Source organism: Pseudactinotalea terrae, from assembly GCF_009733845.1.
Taxonomy (GTDB): domain Bacteria; phylum Actinomycetota; class Actinomycetes; order Actinomycetales; family Beutenbergiaceae; genus Pseudactinotalea; species Pseudactinotalea terrae.
The window spans coordinates 61081-75481 of sequence record NZ_WNXZ01000003.1; the positions used below are offsets into that span (position 1 = coordinate 61081).

Annotated in this window: 19 protein-coding genes and 2 tRNA genes; 11 read left to right on the forward strand and 10 right to left on the reverse strand. The window is 72.5% G+C overall.

What is annotated here, in order from left to right:
* Positions 1–2 precede the first annotated feature (2 nt).
* The gene (locus GPA03_RS11040; protein WP_156252080.1) at positions 3–740 is read right to left on the reverse strand and encodes an SDR family oxidoreductase; all 738 of its coding nucleotides are present in this window, start codon (positions 738–740) and stop codon (positions 3–5) included.
* A 97-nt stretch (positions 741–837) separates the two neighbouring features.
* Between GPA03_RS11040 and GPA03_RS11045 the strand changes: the two genes are divergently transcribed.
* Positions 838–1443 carry a TetR/AcrR family transcriptional regulator gene (locus tag GPA03_RS11045; protein WP_156252081.1) on the forward strand — a complete coding sequence of 202 codons (606 nt, stop codon included), beginning with the start codon at positions 838–840 and terminating at the stop codon, positions 1441–1443.
* 3 nt (positions 1444–1446) lie between these two features.
* On the opposite strand, the gene GPA03_RS11050 is transcribed toward GPA03_RS11045, so the two are convergent.
* Positions 1447–2271 (reverse strand): helix-turn-helix transcriptional regulator, encoded by an 825-nt coding sequence (locus GPA03_RS11050; RefSeq protein ID WP_156252082.1) that lies wholly within the window; start codon positions 2269–2271, stop codon positions 1447–1449.
* Positions 2272–2371: 100 nt separating this feature from the next.
* On the opposite strand from GPA03_RS11050, the gene GPA03_RS11055 reads away from it, so the two are divergent.
* From GPA03_RS11055 to GPA03_RS11080, 6 genes are all read left to right on the forward strand, one after another.
* Positions 2372–3136, forward strand: a complete 765-nt coding sequence (locus tag GPA03_RS11055) for an SDR family oxidoreductase (RefSeq protein WP_156252083.1) — start codon at positions 2372–2374, stop codon at positions 3134–3136.
* A gap of 93 nt (positions 3137–3229) precedes the next feature.
* A tRNA-Thr gene (locus GPA03_RS11060) sits at positions 3230–3302 on the forward strand.
* Between the two features lie 30 nt (positions 3303–3332).
* A tRNA-Met gene (locus GPA03_RS11065) sits at positions 3333–3406 on the forward strand.
* Between the two features lie 57 nt (positions 3407–3463).
* Positions 3464–3634: a 50S ribosomal protein L33 gene (gene rpmG, locus GPA03_RS22455; protein ID WP_162458341.1), complete on the forward strand. Its 171-nt coding sequence runs from the start codon at positions 3464–3466 to the stop codon at positions 3632–3634.
* Positions 3635–3652: 18 nt separating this feature from the next.
* Positions 3653–4099: an FAS1-like dehydratase domain-containing protein gene (locus tag GPA03_RS11075; protein WP_241681253.1), complete on the forward strand. Its 447-nt coding sequence runs from the start codon at positions 3653–3655 to the stop codon at positions 4097–4099.
* On the forward strand, positions 4096–4530 hold the full coding sequence (locus GPA03_RS11080; protein ID WP_156252086.1) for a MaoC family dehydratase: 435 nt from the start codon (positions 4096–4098) through the stop codon (positions 4528–4530). The genes GPA03_RS11075 and GPA03_RS11080 overlap by 4 nt, the downstream gene beginning before the upstream one ends.
* Before the next feature lie 241 nt (positions 4531–4771).
* Here GPA03_RS11080 and GPA03_RS11085 read toward each other — a convergent pair whose 3' ends face one another.
* Both GPA03_RS11085 and GPA03_RS11090 read right to left on the reverse strand, forming a co-directional pair.
* The gene (locus tag GPA03_RS11085; protein ID WP_156252087.1) at positions 4772–5167 is read right to left on the reverse strand and encodes a DUF302 domain-containing protein; all 396 of its coding nucleotides are present in this window, start codon (positions 5165–5167) and stop codon (positions 4772–4774) included.
* 87 nt (positions 5168–5254) lie between these two features.
* A complete protein-coding gene (locus tag GPA03_RS11090; RefSeq protein WP_156252088.1) occupies positions 5255–6283 on the reverse strand; it encodes a LacI family DNA-binding transcriptional regulator in 1029 nt (342 codons plus the stop codon).
* A 133-nt stretch (positions 6284–6416) separates the two neighbouring features.
* On the opposite strand from GPA03_RS11090, the gene GPA03_RS11095 reads away from it, so the two are divergent.
* Entirely contained in the window at positions 6417–7637 is a 1221-nt protein-coding gene (locus GPA03_RS11095; protein WP_156252089.1) for an MFS transporter, read from the forward strand.
* Positions 7638–7650: 13 nt separating this feature from the next.
* Positions 7651–8706 carry a UDP-N-acetylmuramate dehydrogenase gene (locus tag GPA03_RS11100; protein WP_156252090.1) on the forward strand — a complete coding sequence of 352 codons (1056 nt, stop codon included), beginning with the start codon at positions 7651–7653 and terminating at the stop codon, positions 8704–8706.
* 15 nt (positions 8707–8721) lie between these two features.
* Here GPA03_RS11100 and GPA03_RS11105 read toward each other — a convergent pair whose 3' ends face one another.
* The 3 genes from GPA03_RS11105 to GPA03_RS11115 are packed head-to-tail and all read right to left on the reverse strand — an operon-like array spanning position 8722 to position 11307.
* Positions 8722–9453 (reverse strand): esterase/lipase family protein, encoded by a 732-nt coding sequence (locus GPA03_RS11105; RefSeq protein WP_156252091.1) that lies wholly within the window; start codon positions 9451–9453, stop codon positions 8722–8724.
* Positions 9450–10217, reverse strand: coding sequence for an alpha/beta fold hydrolase (locus GPA03_RS11110; RefSeq protein ID WP_156252092.1), 768 nt, complete (start codon positions 10215–10217; stop codon positions 9450–9452). Before GPA03_RS11110 ends, GPA03_RS11105 begins: the two co-directional genes overlap by 4 nt.
* A 4-nt stretch (positions 10218–10221) precedes the next feature.
* The gene (locus GPA03_RS11115; RefSeq protein WP_156252093.1) at positions 10222–11307 is read right to left on the reverse strand and encodes an adenosine deaminase; all 1086 of its coding nucleotides are present in this window, start codon (positions 11305–11307) and stop codon (positions 10222–10224) included.
* 45 nt (positions 11308–11352) lie between these two features.
* Between GPA03_RS11115 and GPA03_RS11120 the strand changes: the two genes are divergently transcribed.
* Complete coding sequence (locus GPA03_RS11120; RefSeq protein ID WP_156252094.1) at positions 11353–12579, forward strand: phosphotransferase; 1227 nt, start codon at positions 11353–11355, stop codon at positions 12577–12579.
* Positions 12576–12911 (forward strand): hypothetical protein, encoded by a 336-nt coding sequence (locus tag GPA03_RS11125; protein WP_156252095.1) that lies wholly within the window; start codon positions 12576–12578, stop codon positions 12909–12911. The genes GPA03_RS11120 and GPA03_RS11125 overlap by 4 nt, the downstream gene beginning before the upstream one ends.
* A 303-nt stretch (positions 12912–13214) precedes the next feature.
* Here GPA03_RS11125 and GPA03_RS11130 read toward each other — a convergent pair whose 3' ends face one another.
* From GPA03_RS11130 to GPA03_RS23040, 3 genes are all read right to left on the reverse strand, one after another.
* A complete protein-coding gene (locus GPA03_RS11130) occupies positions 13215–13403 on the reverse strand; it encodes a hypothetical protein (RefSeq protein ID WP_156252096.1) in 189 nt (62 codons plus the stop codon).
* Positions 13404–13609: 206 nt separating this feature from the next.
* Positions 13610–14125: a hypothetical protein gene (locus GPA03_RS11135; protein ID WP_156252097.1), complete on the reverse strand. Its 516-nt coding sequence runs from the start codon at positions 14123–14125 to the stop codon at positions 13610–13612.
* Positions 14126–14265: 140 nt separating this feature from the next.
* Positions 14266–14388 (reverse strand): hypothetical protein, encoded by a 123-nt coding sequence (locus tag GPA03_RS23040; protein WP_277755124.1) that lies wholly within the window; start codon positions 14386–14388, stop codon positions 14266–14268.
* Positions 14389–14401: the final 13 nt, after the last annotated feature.

Here is a 14401-nt window from a genome sequence, read left to right on the forward strand (position 1 = left end):
CCTCAGGCCGCGCCGCCGTTGACGTAGAGCGTCTGCCCGTTGACCCAGCGCCCGGGCCCGGCGAGGAACGCGACGGTCTCGGCGATCTCCTCGGGGGTGCCGAGCCGCTGGAACGGGTTGTTGTCTGCGATCCGGTCGATGACCTCCTGGCTCTTGCCCTCGAAGAACAGCGGCGTCGCGGTCGGGCCGGGCGCGACGGCGTTGACGGTGATGTCCTTGCCCCGCAGCTCACGGGCGAGGATCAGCGTGAGCGCCTCGACCGCGCCCTTCGAGGCGGCGTAGGCGCCGTAGCCGGGCGTCTGCAGCCGGGTGATCGAGGTGGAGAAGTTGATGATCGCCCCGCCGGGTCGCACGCGCTGGGCAGCGAGCTTGTCGACGACGACGGTGCCGCGCACGTTGACGCGCTGGACCTGGTCGAACACGTCGAGGTCCAGCTCGGCGATGGGGGACAGGGGCATGATGCCCGCGGCGTGCACCAGGATGTCGACGCCGCCGAACTCGCGTTCCGCCGCGTCGAAGAGGGCGGTCGCGGCGTTCTCGTCGGCGATGTCCGCCCCGACGGCCACGGCCCTTCCTCCGGCATCGGCGATCGCTGCGACGGTCTCCTGGGCACGGCTCTCGTTCCCGTTGAAGTGCACGACGACGGCGACGCCGTCCGCTGCCAGGCGCTGTGCGCTGACCCTGCCAATGCCGCCGGAGCCGCCGGTGACGATGGCGACGCGCTCGATGGTGCTGCTCATGATGACTCCGATCACTATGTGGACTAGCGGTACATTACGACGCCGAGATGAAATGTACAAGGAGTCCAGATAGAGTGGATGCTGAGGTGAGGTGACGATGTCCGAGCAGTCCACGACCGTGCGCCGGGGCCGAGGCCGCCGGCCTGCCGCCGAGGTCCGAGCCCGCGTCCTGGAGGCGGCGGGTCGCATCCTCCTGCGCGACGGGCTCGCCGCGGTGACCTTCGGTCGGGTGGCGCAGGAGTCCGGCTCGAGCAAGATGACGCTCTACAAGTGGTGGTCGTCCCCGGGGGCGCTCGCGGCCGAGGCGTACTTCGCGCAGAGCGCTCCGGTGCTGGACTTCCCCGACACCGGCGATGTGCGCGCCGACCTCGTGGCCCAGCTGACCTCGTTCGTGCGGTGGTTGACCGAGGGTGCGGCCACGCCGGTGTCCCAGCTGATCGGTGCCGCGCAGATCGACCCGGACATCGCACACGCATGGGCCGAGCGGTACTCGCGCCCCCGCCGTGAGCTGGCCCGGGTGAGGCTGCGGGCCGCTCAGGAGCAGGGGCAGCTGCGCGATGACGCGGACCTCGACGTCATCGTCGATCAGCTGTGGGGCGCCTGCTACCACCGACTGCTCGTGCTCAAGGTGGCGTTCGACGAGGCCATCGTGCCGCGTCTCGTCGAGCAGGCGCTCTACGGTGCGGCGACGGCCGAGCGCTGAGCCTCAGCGTGCGGGAGCGGCTGCGAGGGTGCCGAGCAGCGTCAACGCGTCCGCGCTGGGAGTGCCCGACTCGGCGTGGTAGACGATGAGTTCCTGGCCGGGGGCGGCCTTCACCTCGAAGGCGAACATGTGGAGGGTCAGCCCGCCCACCTCGCGGTGATGGAACCGCTTGCTCTCCAGCCGCTTGGTCCGTGCCTCGTGCCGCGACCACAGCGCCGCGAACTCGGGACTTCTCTCGAGGAGCGTGGTGGTGACCTCGCCGATCCGCGCGTCCCCCGGAGCCGCTCCGTGGAGCACGCGAAAGCCGGCCACCGTGTTGGCGGCGACCTGCGGCCAGTCGGGGTAGAAGGTGCGGGCGTCGGGGTCGAGGAAGATCTTCGCCATCAGGTTGGGGCCGTGCTGGAATCCCTCGAAGAGCGCGTACGCGATCCGGTTGCCCGCGAGCACGTCGTAGGCCTTGCCGAGGACGATCGCCGGGTTGTCCGGCCACATGTCCATCAACCGCACGAGGTCGGGTGAGACGCGCTCGGAGGCGTCGTCGTGGCCCGGGCTCGGGATGACGCCGGCCATGCGGAACAGGTGGTCGCGGGCGTCGTCGTCGAGGCGCAGGGCCGTGCTGAGGGACTCGAGCACCTGCGCGGAGGGATGGCGTTCGCGCCCCTGCTCCAGCCGGGCGTAGTAGTCGACGCTCAGCCCTGCCATGGTGGCGACCTCCTCCCGGCGCAGCCCGGGCACCCGGCGGTGGCCACGGGAGCCGAAGCCGACGGCCTCGGGCGCCAGCCCGCCCCGGCGCGCACGCAGGAACTCACCCAGCAGGGAATCGGACACGGCAACACCGTAGACGGCGGCGCCCGAGCGAACCAGGGTGCGTCACTCCTGGCCTCATCGCGGCCTTCACGCCCCGCGCCGGGTCGATCAGGGTCGAGGCGTGAACACAACCCCTGCACCCACCAGCAACCCCGCCGCAACCCCTCCCAAGGTCGTCCTCGTGACCGGGGCGAGCTCCGGCATCGGAGAGGCCGTCGCACGCCGTCTCGCCGGCGAGGGGCACCAGGTCATCCTCACCGGCCGGCGCACCGACCGTCTCGATGCCGTGGTCGCAGAGCTTCGCCGCGACGGTCGCCGCGCTGAGGCGCACGTGCTCGATGTCACTGACCGTGACGCGTTCGCCGCGCTCGTGACCGACGTGATCGCCGCCCGCGGGCGCCTGGACGTCCTCGTCGGCAACGCGGGCGTCATGCTGCTCTCGAGGCTGGACGCGCTGCTCGTCGAGGAGTGGGACCGGATGCTCGACGTCAACGTGCGGGGCCTGTACAACGGCGTCGCCTCGGTGCTGCCGCACTTCCGCGAGCGTGGGTCCGGGCACGTGGTCACGATCGCGTCGATCGGCGCCCACGAGGTCGCGCCGACGTCGGCGATCTACTCCGCGACGAAGTACGCCGCGTGGGCGCTCACCGAGGGGCTCCGTCTCGAGTCCGACCCCGCCATCCGCGTGACGACCATCTCCCCGGGGGTCGTGGAGTCGGAGCTGGCCGAGCACATCACCGACCCGCACGCCGCCGAGCTGATGGTCGGCTATCGCGCCGCGCAGATCCCGCCCGACGCGATCGCCAGGTCGGTGAGCTTTGCGATCAGCCAGCCTGCAGACGTGGACGTCAACGAGGTCATCATCCGGCCCACCGCCCAGCGGTGAGCCGTATGGTTGGGGGCGCGCGCCGTCGTCGGGGTGACGTCGCTCACGTCGATTCGCACGACGGCTCCGGAGGTTGTACCCTCGTTCCTCGTTGCCCCGATAGCTCAGTCGGCAGAGCGTCTCCATGGTAAGGAGAAGGTCTAGGGTTCGATTCCCTATCGGGGCTCTGATGCCCGCGGCAGGCCGCGGGCTTCGCGGCGGGGTAGCTCAGACGGTCAGAGCGCACGACTCATAATCGTGAGGTCGCGGGTTCGATCCCCGCCCCCGCTACCCGAACAGCGACACGAGAACGCGGCCCAGCCGCCGCGCACGAGCAGAGGAACACCAGTGGCCAGCAAGTCCGCGGACATCCGCCCGAAGATCACCCTCGCGTGCGAGGAGTGCAAGAGCCGCAACTACATCACGAAGAAGAACCGTCGGAACACCCCCGACCGGCTCGAGCTCGCGAAGTACTGCCCGCGCTGCAACACGCACCGCAACCACCGCGAGACCCGCTGACCCAGCGGTCTGCCTGACGTGGTCGACCTCAGCCGCGTCGGTGCCGTCTTCACCGGCACCGCGCCGTACGTGATCTCGCGCGCAAAGATCGCCGAGTTCGCTGACACCGTCGGCGCCACGTCACCCCTGCACCACGTCCCGGAGGCGGCCGTCGAGGCCGGCTACCGGGACGTTGTCGCACCCCCGACCTTCGCCGTCGTGATCGCCCAGCGTGCCGAGTCGGAGTACATCGCCGACCCCGCCTCGGGCATCGACTTCTCACGCGTCGTGCACGGATCCGAGAGCTTCACCTACGTGCGCCCGCTCGTCGCCGGTGACGTGCTGTCCACCACCGTGCACGTCGACTCGCTCACCGAGCGTGCCGGCATCTCGATGGTCACCACCCGTACCGAGATCACGGACGACGGCGGAGCTGCCGTTGCGACCGTCGTCTCCACGCTGGCTGTGCGCGGGGAGGCCGGATGAGTGCACCGGGATCGAGCCTCACCTCCGGCACCGAGATCGGGACCGAGCTCTTCGAGCAGACCCGCACCGTCGACCGCGCCCGCCTCGTGCGCTACGCAGGGGCGTCGGGCGACTTCAACCCGATCCACTGGAACGAGCGATTCGCGACAGAGGTCGGGCTGCCGGGGGTCATCGCCCACGGCATGCTCACGATGGGTCTCGCCGGCGCGGTTCTGACCGACTGGCTGGGCGACCCCGCCCGCCTGGTCTCCTACGGCTGCCGCTTCACCCGCCCCGTCGTCGTCCCCGACCCGGGTGAGGTCGAGGTCTCGGTGCGAGCCGTCGTCGGGGCTCTCGATGTGGAGGCCGGCACCGCCCGCGTCGACCTCACCGTGAGCGTCGAGGGCAGGACTGTGCTCGGCAAGGCGCAGGCACTCGTCCGTCTCGCCTGAGGCCCCCGCGACTCGCGCCCACTCAGCGGTGGGTGAGCGTCCAGATCTCTGCACCGCTGGTGACATTCTGCCCACGCGAGCGAGTCCAGTGGACGCTGGCGCACCGCTCGGGTGGTGAGGTGGGCGCTGACGCACCGCCCCAGGCGGGGGAGCGGGTCAGGTCGTCCCGATCCGCAGCTCGACGTCGACCGTGACGGTCTTCGGCCTCCCGCCCCACCACCGGCTGCTCAGCGGCTTCGGGTCAGGCTGCTCCCAGCCCGGTGAGCGCGGCACGGAGCCGGCCCGCAGCGTCGTCGGCCACCGGGCGCAGCCGGTCGTTGTCGGTGACCTCGACCATGATCTGCGGGTCGAGCGCCTCGACCACCGTGCGCGTCTCGCCGGCGGAGCGGACCACGACGTTGCAGGGGAGCAGCAGCCCGATCGACTCCTCCGCCTGGAGGGCGCGGTGCGCCAGGGGTGGGTTGCACGCGCCGAGGATGATCTGCGGCGCGATATCGACGTCGAGCTTGTTCTTGAGGGTCGCGGCCATGTCGATCTCGGTGAGGATGCCGAAGCCCTGCTCTGAGAGCGCCTCCCGCACCGCCGTGACCGTCTCCTCGAACGCCATCTCGACGGTGGTGCTGATGCCGTAGCTCATGTCATCTCCAGGTGGTGGCTGCGGGTGACGCGCCCGCGCGCTGCGAGTGCTGCTCGGCCACCTTCCAGCCACGATATCCCCGGGGTGTCAGGTCGTCGTCCCGATCCGCAGCTCGACGTCGACCGTGACGGTCTTCGGGCTCCCGCCCACGGCGAGCGAGATCGCCCCCTCGGCCGCGAGCCGGCCCATCTCGGCGATCGGCTGCACGAGCGTCGTGAGCGTGTCCTCGCCGAGCCACGGCAGGTCGATGCCGTCGAACCCCGCGACGGCGATGTCCTCGGGCACCCGCAGCCCCGCCTCGCGCGCAGCGAGCAGCAGGCCGGCGGCGATCAGGTCGCTGAACCCGACCAGCGCCGTCGGGCGCTCCGCGAGCAGCGCCCGCCCGGCGGCGATGCCATCCTCGACCAACGAGCCGCACTGCCACATCGCGACGGGCTCCACACCCGCCTCCCGCAGGCCGTCGAGGCGCCGAGCCGTGATCGGCGCGGCAGGGCGCCGGGTGGTGCCCACCTCGACCGGCCCGCTGGTGGCGCCGTTGCTCCACGGAAGGGTCGCGACCGCGACGCGCGTGTGTCCACGCTCGCGCAGGTGCTCGCCGAGCATGCGCATCCCGTCCTTGTCGCGCGCGCGCACCGCGGGTCCCTGGCGCCCGGCCCCGCCGATCTGCACGGTGGGCAGCTTCCGGGCGCGCAGCGCCGCGATCGTGGACGTCGAGGTCACCGCGCCCGCCATCAGCACGGCCGCATCCATGGCCGCGTGCGTCAGCATCGCGTCGGGGGTCTCGTCGGCCGCGCTCGCGGGCAGCAGCAGCGTGCCGTAGCCCTTGGGCGCGAGCGTCGTCACGATGCCGTCGAGGAACTGGATCGAGACCGGGTCGCGGAAGGACCGGCGCACGGCCGATCCCATCACCACCCCGATCACGCCCGAGCGCCCCCGCCTCAACGAGGCGGCCACCGGGTCGGGGCCGCGGTAGCCGAGCTCCGCGGCCGCCGCCAGGACCTTGTCCTTGGTGGCGGCAGAGATCGGGCCGGCGCCCGAGAACGCGAGCGACGCCGTCGACAAGGAGACCCCTGCCGCACGTGCGACGTCGGTCAGTGTGGTCGCGCTTCGGCCCACCGACGGCTCCTTCCGGTCGGGCGAGTCAGCCTAGCCCAGCGGGGCTTACGCTAGATGCAGAGGCTCGAATCGATTCGCCGACGGCGGAGAGTGCCTGACGTTGTCCGCCTCCCGACATCTCCCCGGGGTCCGTATGTCCACCACCGCCACCAGTGCTCGCGTGCGCCTCGCCGCCGCGGCTGTGTTCGCGGTCTTCGTCCTCAGCGGCCTCACGTTCGCGAGCTGGGCCTCCCGGCTGCCCGCGGTGCGCGACGAGCTCGACCTCCAGCCGGATGCGATGGGCCTGGTGCTGCTGTTCGGCGCGATGGGTTCGCTGCTGTCGCTGCCGCTGACCGGGCGGGTCGTGTCCGCGATCGGCTCGCGGCGCACCCTCATCCTTGGCTCGCTCACGGCGGCGCTCGGGATGGGTGCTGCGGTGCTCGCGGTGACCCAGGGCAGCGTCGTCGGGGTGGGCGCCGGGCTGTTCGTGTCCATGATGGGCTACGGCTCCTGGGACATGGCGATGAACTTCGCCGGCACGGTCGTGGAGCGGGCGCTGTCCCGGTCGATCATGCCGTGGTTCCACGCGGGCTTCTCGGGCGGCGCCGTGCTCGGAGCGGCGGGCGGCACGGTGGCGAGCGGCAACGGCATCGCGCTGCCGGTGCACCTGGGTGTGACGCTCGTGCTCGTGGTCGTCGCGGTCCTGATCAGCGTCCGCGGATTGCTGCCGGATGTCGAGACCCCAGCCGACGGCACGCCCGCCGAGCCGGCCCACAAGCCCAGCTTCGCCCGCACCTGGCTCGAGGGCCGCACGCTGCTGATCGGGATGGTCGTGCTCTCCGCCGCCCTGACCGAGGGCGCCGCGAACGACTGGCTGGCGCTCGCCGTCGTCGACGGCTTCGACGTGCCCAACAGCACCGGCGCGCTCGGCTTCACGGTGTTCGTCGTCGCGATGACGGTCATGCGCTTCGCCGGCACCTGGCTGCTCGACAGGTTCGGGCGGCTGCTCGTGCTGCGGCTGTGCACGGGCTTCGCGATCGTCGGGCTGGCGATCTTCGGGCTGGTGCCGAACCTGCCGCTGGCGCTCGCGGGCGCCGTGCTGTGGGGGTTCGGCGCCGCGCTGGGGTTCCCGGTCGGCATGAGCGCCGCCACCGATGACCCCCGGCACGCCGCCGCCCGCCTCTCGGTGGTCTCGACGCTCGGCTACACGGCGTTCCTCATCGGCCCGCCGCTGCTCGGCCTGCTCGCGGACCACATCGGATACCGGTACGCGCTCCTGGCCGTGCTGGTCCCGCTGGTGATCAGCCTGCTGGTGCTACCTGCCGCTGCTCCGGTGCCGCAGCGGGAGAGCGATCCGGTCACCGATGCTGCGTGACTACCCTGGCTCGATGACCCGCACCCTCGCCGATCTCACGACGCTGCGCGTCGGTGGCCCCGCCAGCCGGATGATCGAGGCGAGCAGCGAGAAGGAGATCGTCGAGACGGTCGCGGCCGCCGACGCCGCGGGCGAGCCGCTGCTGGTGCTCGGCGGTGGCTCGAACGTGCTGATCTCCGATGCCGGCTTCCCGGGCGTGGTGGTCCGGGACACCCGCCGCGAGATCGCCGTCGAGTCGGAGGACGCCTGCGGGGGCGCGGCCTTCTCGGTGACCGCGGGGATGCCGTGGGACGACGTCGTGCTCCGCGCGGTGACCGAGGGCTGGACCGGCATCGAGGCGCTCTCGGGCATCCCCGGCAGCACCGGCGCGACGCCCGTGCAGAACGTCGGCGCGTACGGCCAGGAGGTGGGCGACGTGGTCGCGATGGTCCGCACCTGGGACCGCCAGGAGCAGCGCTTCCGCACGCTCGCCCGGGGCGAGCTCGGGCTCGGGTATCGCACGTCGATCCTCAAGGAGTCCCTGCACCGCGACGGCGGCTGGCACCCCACGCCGCGCTACGTGGTGCTGAGCGTGATGTTCCAGATGCGGCTCGCCACGCGTTCCACCCCGATCCGCTATCCCGAGCTCGCGCGCACGCTCGGCGTCGAGGTGGGGGAGCGGGTCGAGTCCGCCGAGGTCCGCGCCGCCGTGCTCGAGCTCCGCTCGGGCAAGGGCATGGTGCTCGACGGCGATGACCACGACACCTGGAGCGCCGGCTCGTTCTTCACCAACCCTGTGCTGCCCGAGGACGCGGAGCTGCCCGAGGGCGCGCCGCGGTTCCCCGCCGGTGATGGCTACGTCAAGTCCAGCGCCGCCTGGCTGATCCAGCACGCCGGCTTCGAACGGGGCTTTCGCCTCGACGGTGCGGCCGCCTCGCTGTCCACCAAGCACGTGCTCGCGCTCACCAACCGCGGCGCCGCGAGCGCCGAGGACCTCCTCGCCCTCGCCCGCACCGTCCGCGACGGGGTCCGCGACACCTTCGGCATCACCCTGGTCCCCGAGCCGGTGCTGGTCGGTCTGACGCTGTAGCGACCGCACGCCAGATCAGCGCGCGGTGAGCTCCACGGCAGCCAGCACGGCGTCCTGGACCGCCCGGATGCCCAGGATGCGGAAGTGGCCGCGGTGCGGCACCTCGACGTTCGCGGCGCCCGGGAGCTCGCTGCCCTCGGGCACATGCGGATCCCAGGAGGCGTAGACCGACGTGATGCGGTCATCGACGTCCCGCTGCGCGCCGAACGCTCGCAGCGCCCTCGGGCGCATCGCCCGTACCGAGGCCAGCGGGATGAGCCCGGCGTACCGCGAGCCCCCGAACGGGGTGTTGACGGCGACCATCCCGAGAACCCGGGGCGTGGCGCCGCTGCGCGCGGCCCTGCGGCTCTCGTCGAGCATCAGCTGCTTGCCGATCAACCCGCCCTTGGAGTGGGCGACGATCACCGCACCCTGCAGACCGACCCGCTCGATCGCCGTCGAGACCCGGCGCGCGAGCGCGACGACCGGCCGCCGGTTCAGACCGAGATCGACCACGTGCACGGGGTGGCCGGCCTCCGCGAGCCGCACCCCGAGCGGCTCCATGAACCGCCAGGACTCGAAGATCCCGGGCAGCAGCACGACCGGCACCACGTTCCCGGTCGCGGCCTCGCGCGCCTGCTCGACCTCGGGGGCCACCCAGGCCGGGCGCCGGCGCAACAGGTTGCGCAGCTGCCACCGCACCACGAACGCGTAGTCGGCTGCCCAGGCGAACCCGCGCAGCACGAGCTCGATGCCCCGCCGGATCACGACGGCTCGTCCGCCGTCAGCCCCAGGTGCGACAGCGTGAGCTCCGCGACCTGGCGCCAGTGCTCGTACACCACGTTGTGCGCGGCGCCGGGGATGCGCTCGGCCCGCGCCTGCGGCAGCTGCGCCAGCATGACCTCGACCCAGGACTCCGGGACCACGGTGTCGTGCTCGCCGGTGATCAGCAGGGTGTCGGCGCGCACGTGCTGGAGCTGGTCGCCGATCGGGTAGCGCATCATCGAGGGCAGCACCTCGAGGATCCACGCCGGCCCGCACCGCAGGTACGCGCGGGAGGCGAGCAGCCGCAGCCGTCGCGACTCGTAGGCCGCCGACTGGAGCAGCCGCCACACCTGCTGCCTGACCTGCGGCTCGGCAGGATTCACGACCGGACCGATCAGCACGGTGTGGCTGGAGATGTCGTGCCGCGCGAGCAGGTCCACGACCACCTGCGCGCCCATCGAGTGCCCGATGAGCACGGGGTTCTCGATGCTCTCGGCCTCGATCCCCGCGCGCACGATGTCAGCGAACCCGGAGATGGTCAGCGGGGCGCTGGGATGGGGGAGCCCGCCGAAGCCCGGCAGGTCGAGCAGCAGCACGTTCCCGTGGTCGTGCAGGGCGTAGGCGAGCGGCTCGAAGTAGTCCGAGGACACCCCGATGCCGTGCACCATGACGAACGTGTGGGCGCGGTCGCCGCGCAGCTCACGCACCCGCATCCGGGCACCGTCGTACCGGACCGTCCGTCGCGCCATGCGCAGCTTGCGTGCCACCGCGTCACCCTATGTCGGGCTGAGCAAGCCACTTCTCGACGGCGGAGCGCATCTGGGTCTTACTGGTCTCGCTCGCGCGGCTCGCATCGATCGAGGAGCGCGCGAGCGCTGCGAGCTCGGGGTCGGTGAAGCCGTGCACGTCGCGTGCGAGCTGGTACTGGTCGAGGAGTCGCGGCCCGAAGATCAGCGGGTCGTCGGCGCTCAGGGCGATCTGCGCGCCGGCATCCACCAGCCGCCGCAGCGGCACGTCCGCGACGGTCGGGTACACACCGAGCGAGACGTTCGACGTCGGGCACACCTCGAGCGTGACGCCCGCCTCCACGACCCGCTGGATCACCTGCCCGTCCTCGGCGACCCGCACCCCGTGACCGAGCCGGTCGGGGCGCAGTGTCTCGAGCACCTCGGTGACGTGGTCGGCGCCGAGCAGCTCGCCCGCGTGCGGCACCGAGGCGAGCCCGGCCCGCCGGGCGATCGCGAACGCAGGCCCGAACTCCGCCGTTGAGCCCCGGCGCTCGTCGTTGCTCAGCCCGAACCCGATCACGCCATCGGGGCCGGCGTGCAGCGCGGCCAGGCGCGCGAGCACGCGGGCGTCGAGGGGGTGCCGCATCCGCGAGGCGGCCACGATCACCCCGACCTCGATGCCGTGCCGGTGCGCCGAGCTCCGCGCGGCGTCGAGCACGATCTCCAGCGCGGGGGTGAGCCCACCCACGAACGGGGCGTACGACGTCGGGTCCACCTGGATCTCCAGCCGCACCGAGCCCTCGGCGGCGTCGGCGGCGACCGCCTCGTCCACGAGCCGCCGCATCACCGCCTCCGAGGAGACGACGGCGCGCGCCGCGTCGTACATCCGCTGGAACCGGAACCAGCCCCGCTCGTTCGCGGGTAGCCGGACGGGGTCGCCGTCGACCACAGCGTCCACCAGCGACTCCGGCAGTCGCCGGCCCTGCTCGCGCGCGAGCTCGACCAGCGTGGCCGGGATCATCGACCCCGTGAAGTGCAGGTGCAGGTGCGCCTTGGGCAGCGTCCGTAGATCTCGAGCCACCCCGCCATCCTGCCCGGTCCGGCGGGCGCGAGATGAGAGATCTCTCATCGCCGTCTCACTGACGGACGGCGCCTGCGGTGGTGGGGTGGTGGGGTGACCACGTCCACGCCCGCTCGCTCCACCGACCCCGCCAGGGTCGGCGAGGACGCCGAGCTCGCCCTGCTCACCGGCCCCGAGTCGGTGGAGATCGTGCGCAGCGCGTTGGTCGGTCACGGCGCTGCACCGCCGGACCTCGGCGTGCGGGTCGCAGCCGTGCACCACCGACCGGGTGCGGGCGTGAGCGTCTGCTACGACGTCACCCACGCCGCTGCCCCAGCCGGGGAGGTCATCGTGGCGAGCACCACGACCCCCACCCGCCACGACCGCACGGAGTCCGTGGCGCTTCTCGGCGACGGCGTCCACGAGGTTCGGGTGTGGCGCCGCGCCGACGACCCCGCGCTCCCGGGTCTGCGCACGGCGCTCGACGGCGCGACCGTCGCGGGCTGGCTGGACCGGCCCGAGCAGCCCCATCTGCACGTCGTCTCGTACCGCCCGACCCGACGCGCGGTCGTCCTCGCGCGCGTCGGTGCCGAGAGCTACTTCCTCAAGGTCGTGCGCCCCCGCAAGGCGGGCGACCTCGTGGAGCGGCACGCGGTGCTGCAGGGCTCGGCGCTGCCCGCTCCTGCGATCCTCAGCGAGCCTGCCCCCGGGGTGGTGCTCCTCGCGCGCGCCCCGGGCCTGTCGCTCGCCCAGGCGCTCGCCTCGGGCGACCCGGCCACCATCCCCTCGCCCGAGAGGGTCCTCGACGCTCTCGACTCGATGCCCGCCCAGGTCACCCAGCTTCCGCTGCGGCCCTCCTGGGTGGACCGGATCGACTTCCACGCTGCCGCAGCGCGTAGCGCGCTGCCGGAGCGGGCTGCCGAGATCGACGATGTCACGCTGCGTCTCGGCGCGGTCCTCGCGCGCTCGGGGCGAGTGGCCGAGGTGCCCACGCACGGGGACCTCAACGTGGCCAACCTCTTCGTCGACGGCGGTCGCCCGGCGGCGGTGATCGACGTCGACTCCCTGGGCCCTGGCCGGCGGGAGGACGATCTGGCCACGCTGCTCGCGCACATGCTCGTGCTGCCGAGCCTGGCGCCGGAGACCTACACCGGCGTGCCGGCGGTGATCCGGCGCTGGCACTCCGCGTTCGCCACCTCGGTGGACCAGCGCGCGCTCGACGCCCGGACGGCAGCCGTGCTGGTCTCCCTGATCGCCGGCGCGAGCCGGGACCAGGCCGAGGCGAGGCTGGATCTCGCCCTGGCCGCCGTCGTGCGCGCCGAGGAGGGGAGCGCCGCATGAGAGCACGCACGTTCTGGATGGTGACCGGCGCGCTCGGCGTCGTCGGCGTCTCCGGCATCGCGATCGTCAACGCAGCGGTCCCCGACGAGGTCAGCGGCGGCGGAGCAGTCGTCACCGACACCAGCGACGTCACGTCCACCGAGGCGACGGGGTCCTCGGGTTCCACCCGGACCGCTGCCTCCGCCCCGAGCGCGAGCGACGGTCCCTCGGACTCCCCGAGCTCCACGGTCGCGCCCACGCCGGAGGAGCCGACCACGACCGTGCCGTCAGCGCCCTCGCCGGTTCCTGCGGGCTCGCCTGCCTCGGCCGCCAGCGCGGCCAGCGGCGGATGAGAGAGCACTCACCTGTCTGAGAGGTCTCTGACGGCGTCCTCCTAGGCGTCTCACGCGCCGTCGAGATTCTTCAGGTGTCAGCGCAACCAGAGGCAGCACGTGCCTCTCGCTACCCAGGAGGATCATCATGAACAAGCGCACCGCATGGATCGTTGCCGGGGCTCTCGGTGCCGTCGGCGTGGCCGCCGGCACGGTGGCAGCTGCCGCGGATTCGGTGGACACCTCCGCTGGTGGTTCGGTCGTGGAGTCGGCCTTCGCGGGCTCCCCGGTCATGAGGACCGCAGGCGTGGCCACCGACCCGGCTCAGGTCGCCTCCGACAGCGCGACGACGGCCGTCACCGCCATCAGCGCGAGCACGGCCGCGTCGGCGATCACCCCTGCCAGCGCCCCGACGCCCGCCTCGCCCGCGAGCGCCGTCAGCCCGGCCTCGCCGGTCTCCGCACCGAGCCCGGTCACCCCCGCCAGCCCGGTGTCGCCCGCCTCGGCGGCCACCCCGGTCTCGGCCGCCAGCCCGGTGTCGGCCCCGTCGCCTGTGTCCGCCCCGAGCCCGGCATCGGCCCCGAGCCCGGCATCGGCGGCTTCGGCGCCGTCGGCCGCCTCGGGCGACTGAGCGTGGATGAGAGACCTCTCATGAATCTGAGAGGTCTCTCATCAAACCCTCCTGCGGGTCTCACCCAGGAGTGCGAGGGTTCTCCGTGTCAGCGGCAGCCAGCACGCATCAGGAGCATCGAGGACATGAACAAGCGCACGGCATGGATCATCACCGGGGCCCTCGGCTCGGTCGCCATCGGCGTCGGTGCTGTTGCTGCTGCTGCCGACTCGGTCGACTCCTCGGGTGGCGGTGCCGTGCTCCAGTCGCCTGCAGCGAGCGACCCCGCCGTCGAGCGGTCCACCGACCCCACGACCGACCCGAGCCAGATCGCCTCCGACAGCGCCACGACCGCCGTCACCGCGATGAGCGCGCCCACCACGGCATCACCGGCCAGCCCGGCGACGCCCGCGAGCCCCGCGACGCCGGCCAGCCCGGCCTCGGCGCCCAGCCCCGCCACGCCTGCAAGCCCCGCATCTCCGGCGACGCCCCCGTCGCCGGTCTCAGCTGCCAGCGCCCCGTCCCCGACGAGCCCCGTCTCGCCGGCCTCGGCCGCGTCGGCTGATTCGGGCGACTGATCCCCCCCGGCAGTCGCCTGTGCGACCGACCCCGTGCCAGCAGGCACGGGGTCGGTCCGTCTTCGAGGCCCGATGGCCGATGAGAGGGGTCTCACGTTGCTGAGAGGTCTCTCACCGTTCGCTCCTGCTGGTCTCACGGGAGGTCGCGAGGCTGAGGGAGTCAGTCAGGCCGGGGCACTCGCCCCACTCACGTCAGGAGAACGATCATGAACAAGCGCACCGCCTGGATCATCACCGGCGCTCTCGGCGCCATCGGCGTGACCGCCGGCACCGTGGCCGCCGCCGCGGACTCGGTCGACGTCAGCGGCAACGGCGCGATCCTC

Coding starts and splice junctions, on each gene's coding strand:
- GPA03_RS11085 (WP_156252087.1), bottom strand. CDS start 5,167: ATGAGCTACGGCATCAGCACCACCGTCGAGATGGCGTTCGAGGAGACG.
- GPA03_RS11125 (WP_156252095.1), top strand. CDS start 12,576: ATGAGAGCACGCACGTTCTGGATGGTGACCGGCGCGCTCGGCGTCGTC.
- GPA03_RS11100 (WP_156252090.1), top strand. CDS start 7,651: ATGACCCGCACCCTCGCCGATCTCACGACGCTGCGCGTCGGTGGCCCC.
- GPA03_RS11115 (WP_156252093.1), bottom strand. CDS start 11,307: ATGAGAGATCTCTCATCTCGCGCCCGCCGGACCGGGCAGGATGGCGGG.
- GPA03_RS11080 (WP_156252086.1), top strand. CDS start 4,096: ATGAGTGCACCGGGATCGAGCCTCACCTCCGGCACCGAGATCGGGACC.
- GPA03_RS11045 (WP_156252081.1), top strand. CDS start 838: ATGTCCGAGCAGTCCACGACCGTGCGCCGGGGCCGAGGCCGCCGGCCT.
- GPA03_RS11040 (WP_156252080.1), bottom strand. CDS start 740: ATGAGCAGCACCATCGAGCGCGTCGCCATCGTCACCGGCGGCTCCGGC.
- GPA03_RS11095 (WP_156252089.1), top strand. CDS start 6,417: ATGTCCACCACCGCCACCAGTGCTCGCGTGCGCCTCGCCGCCGCGGCT.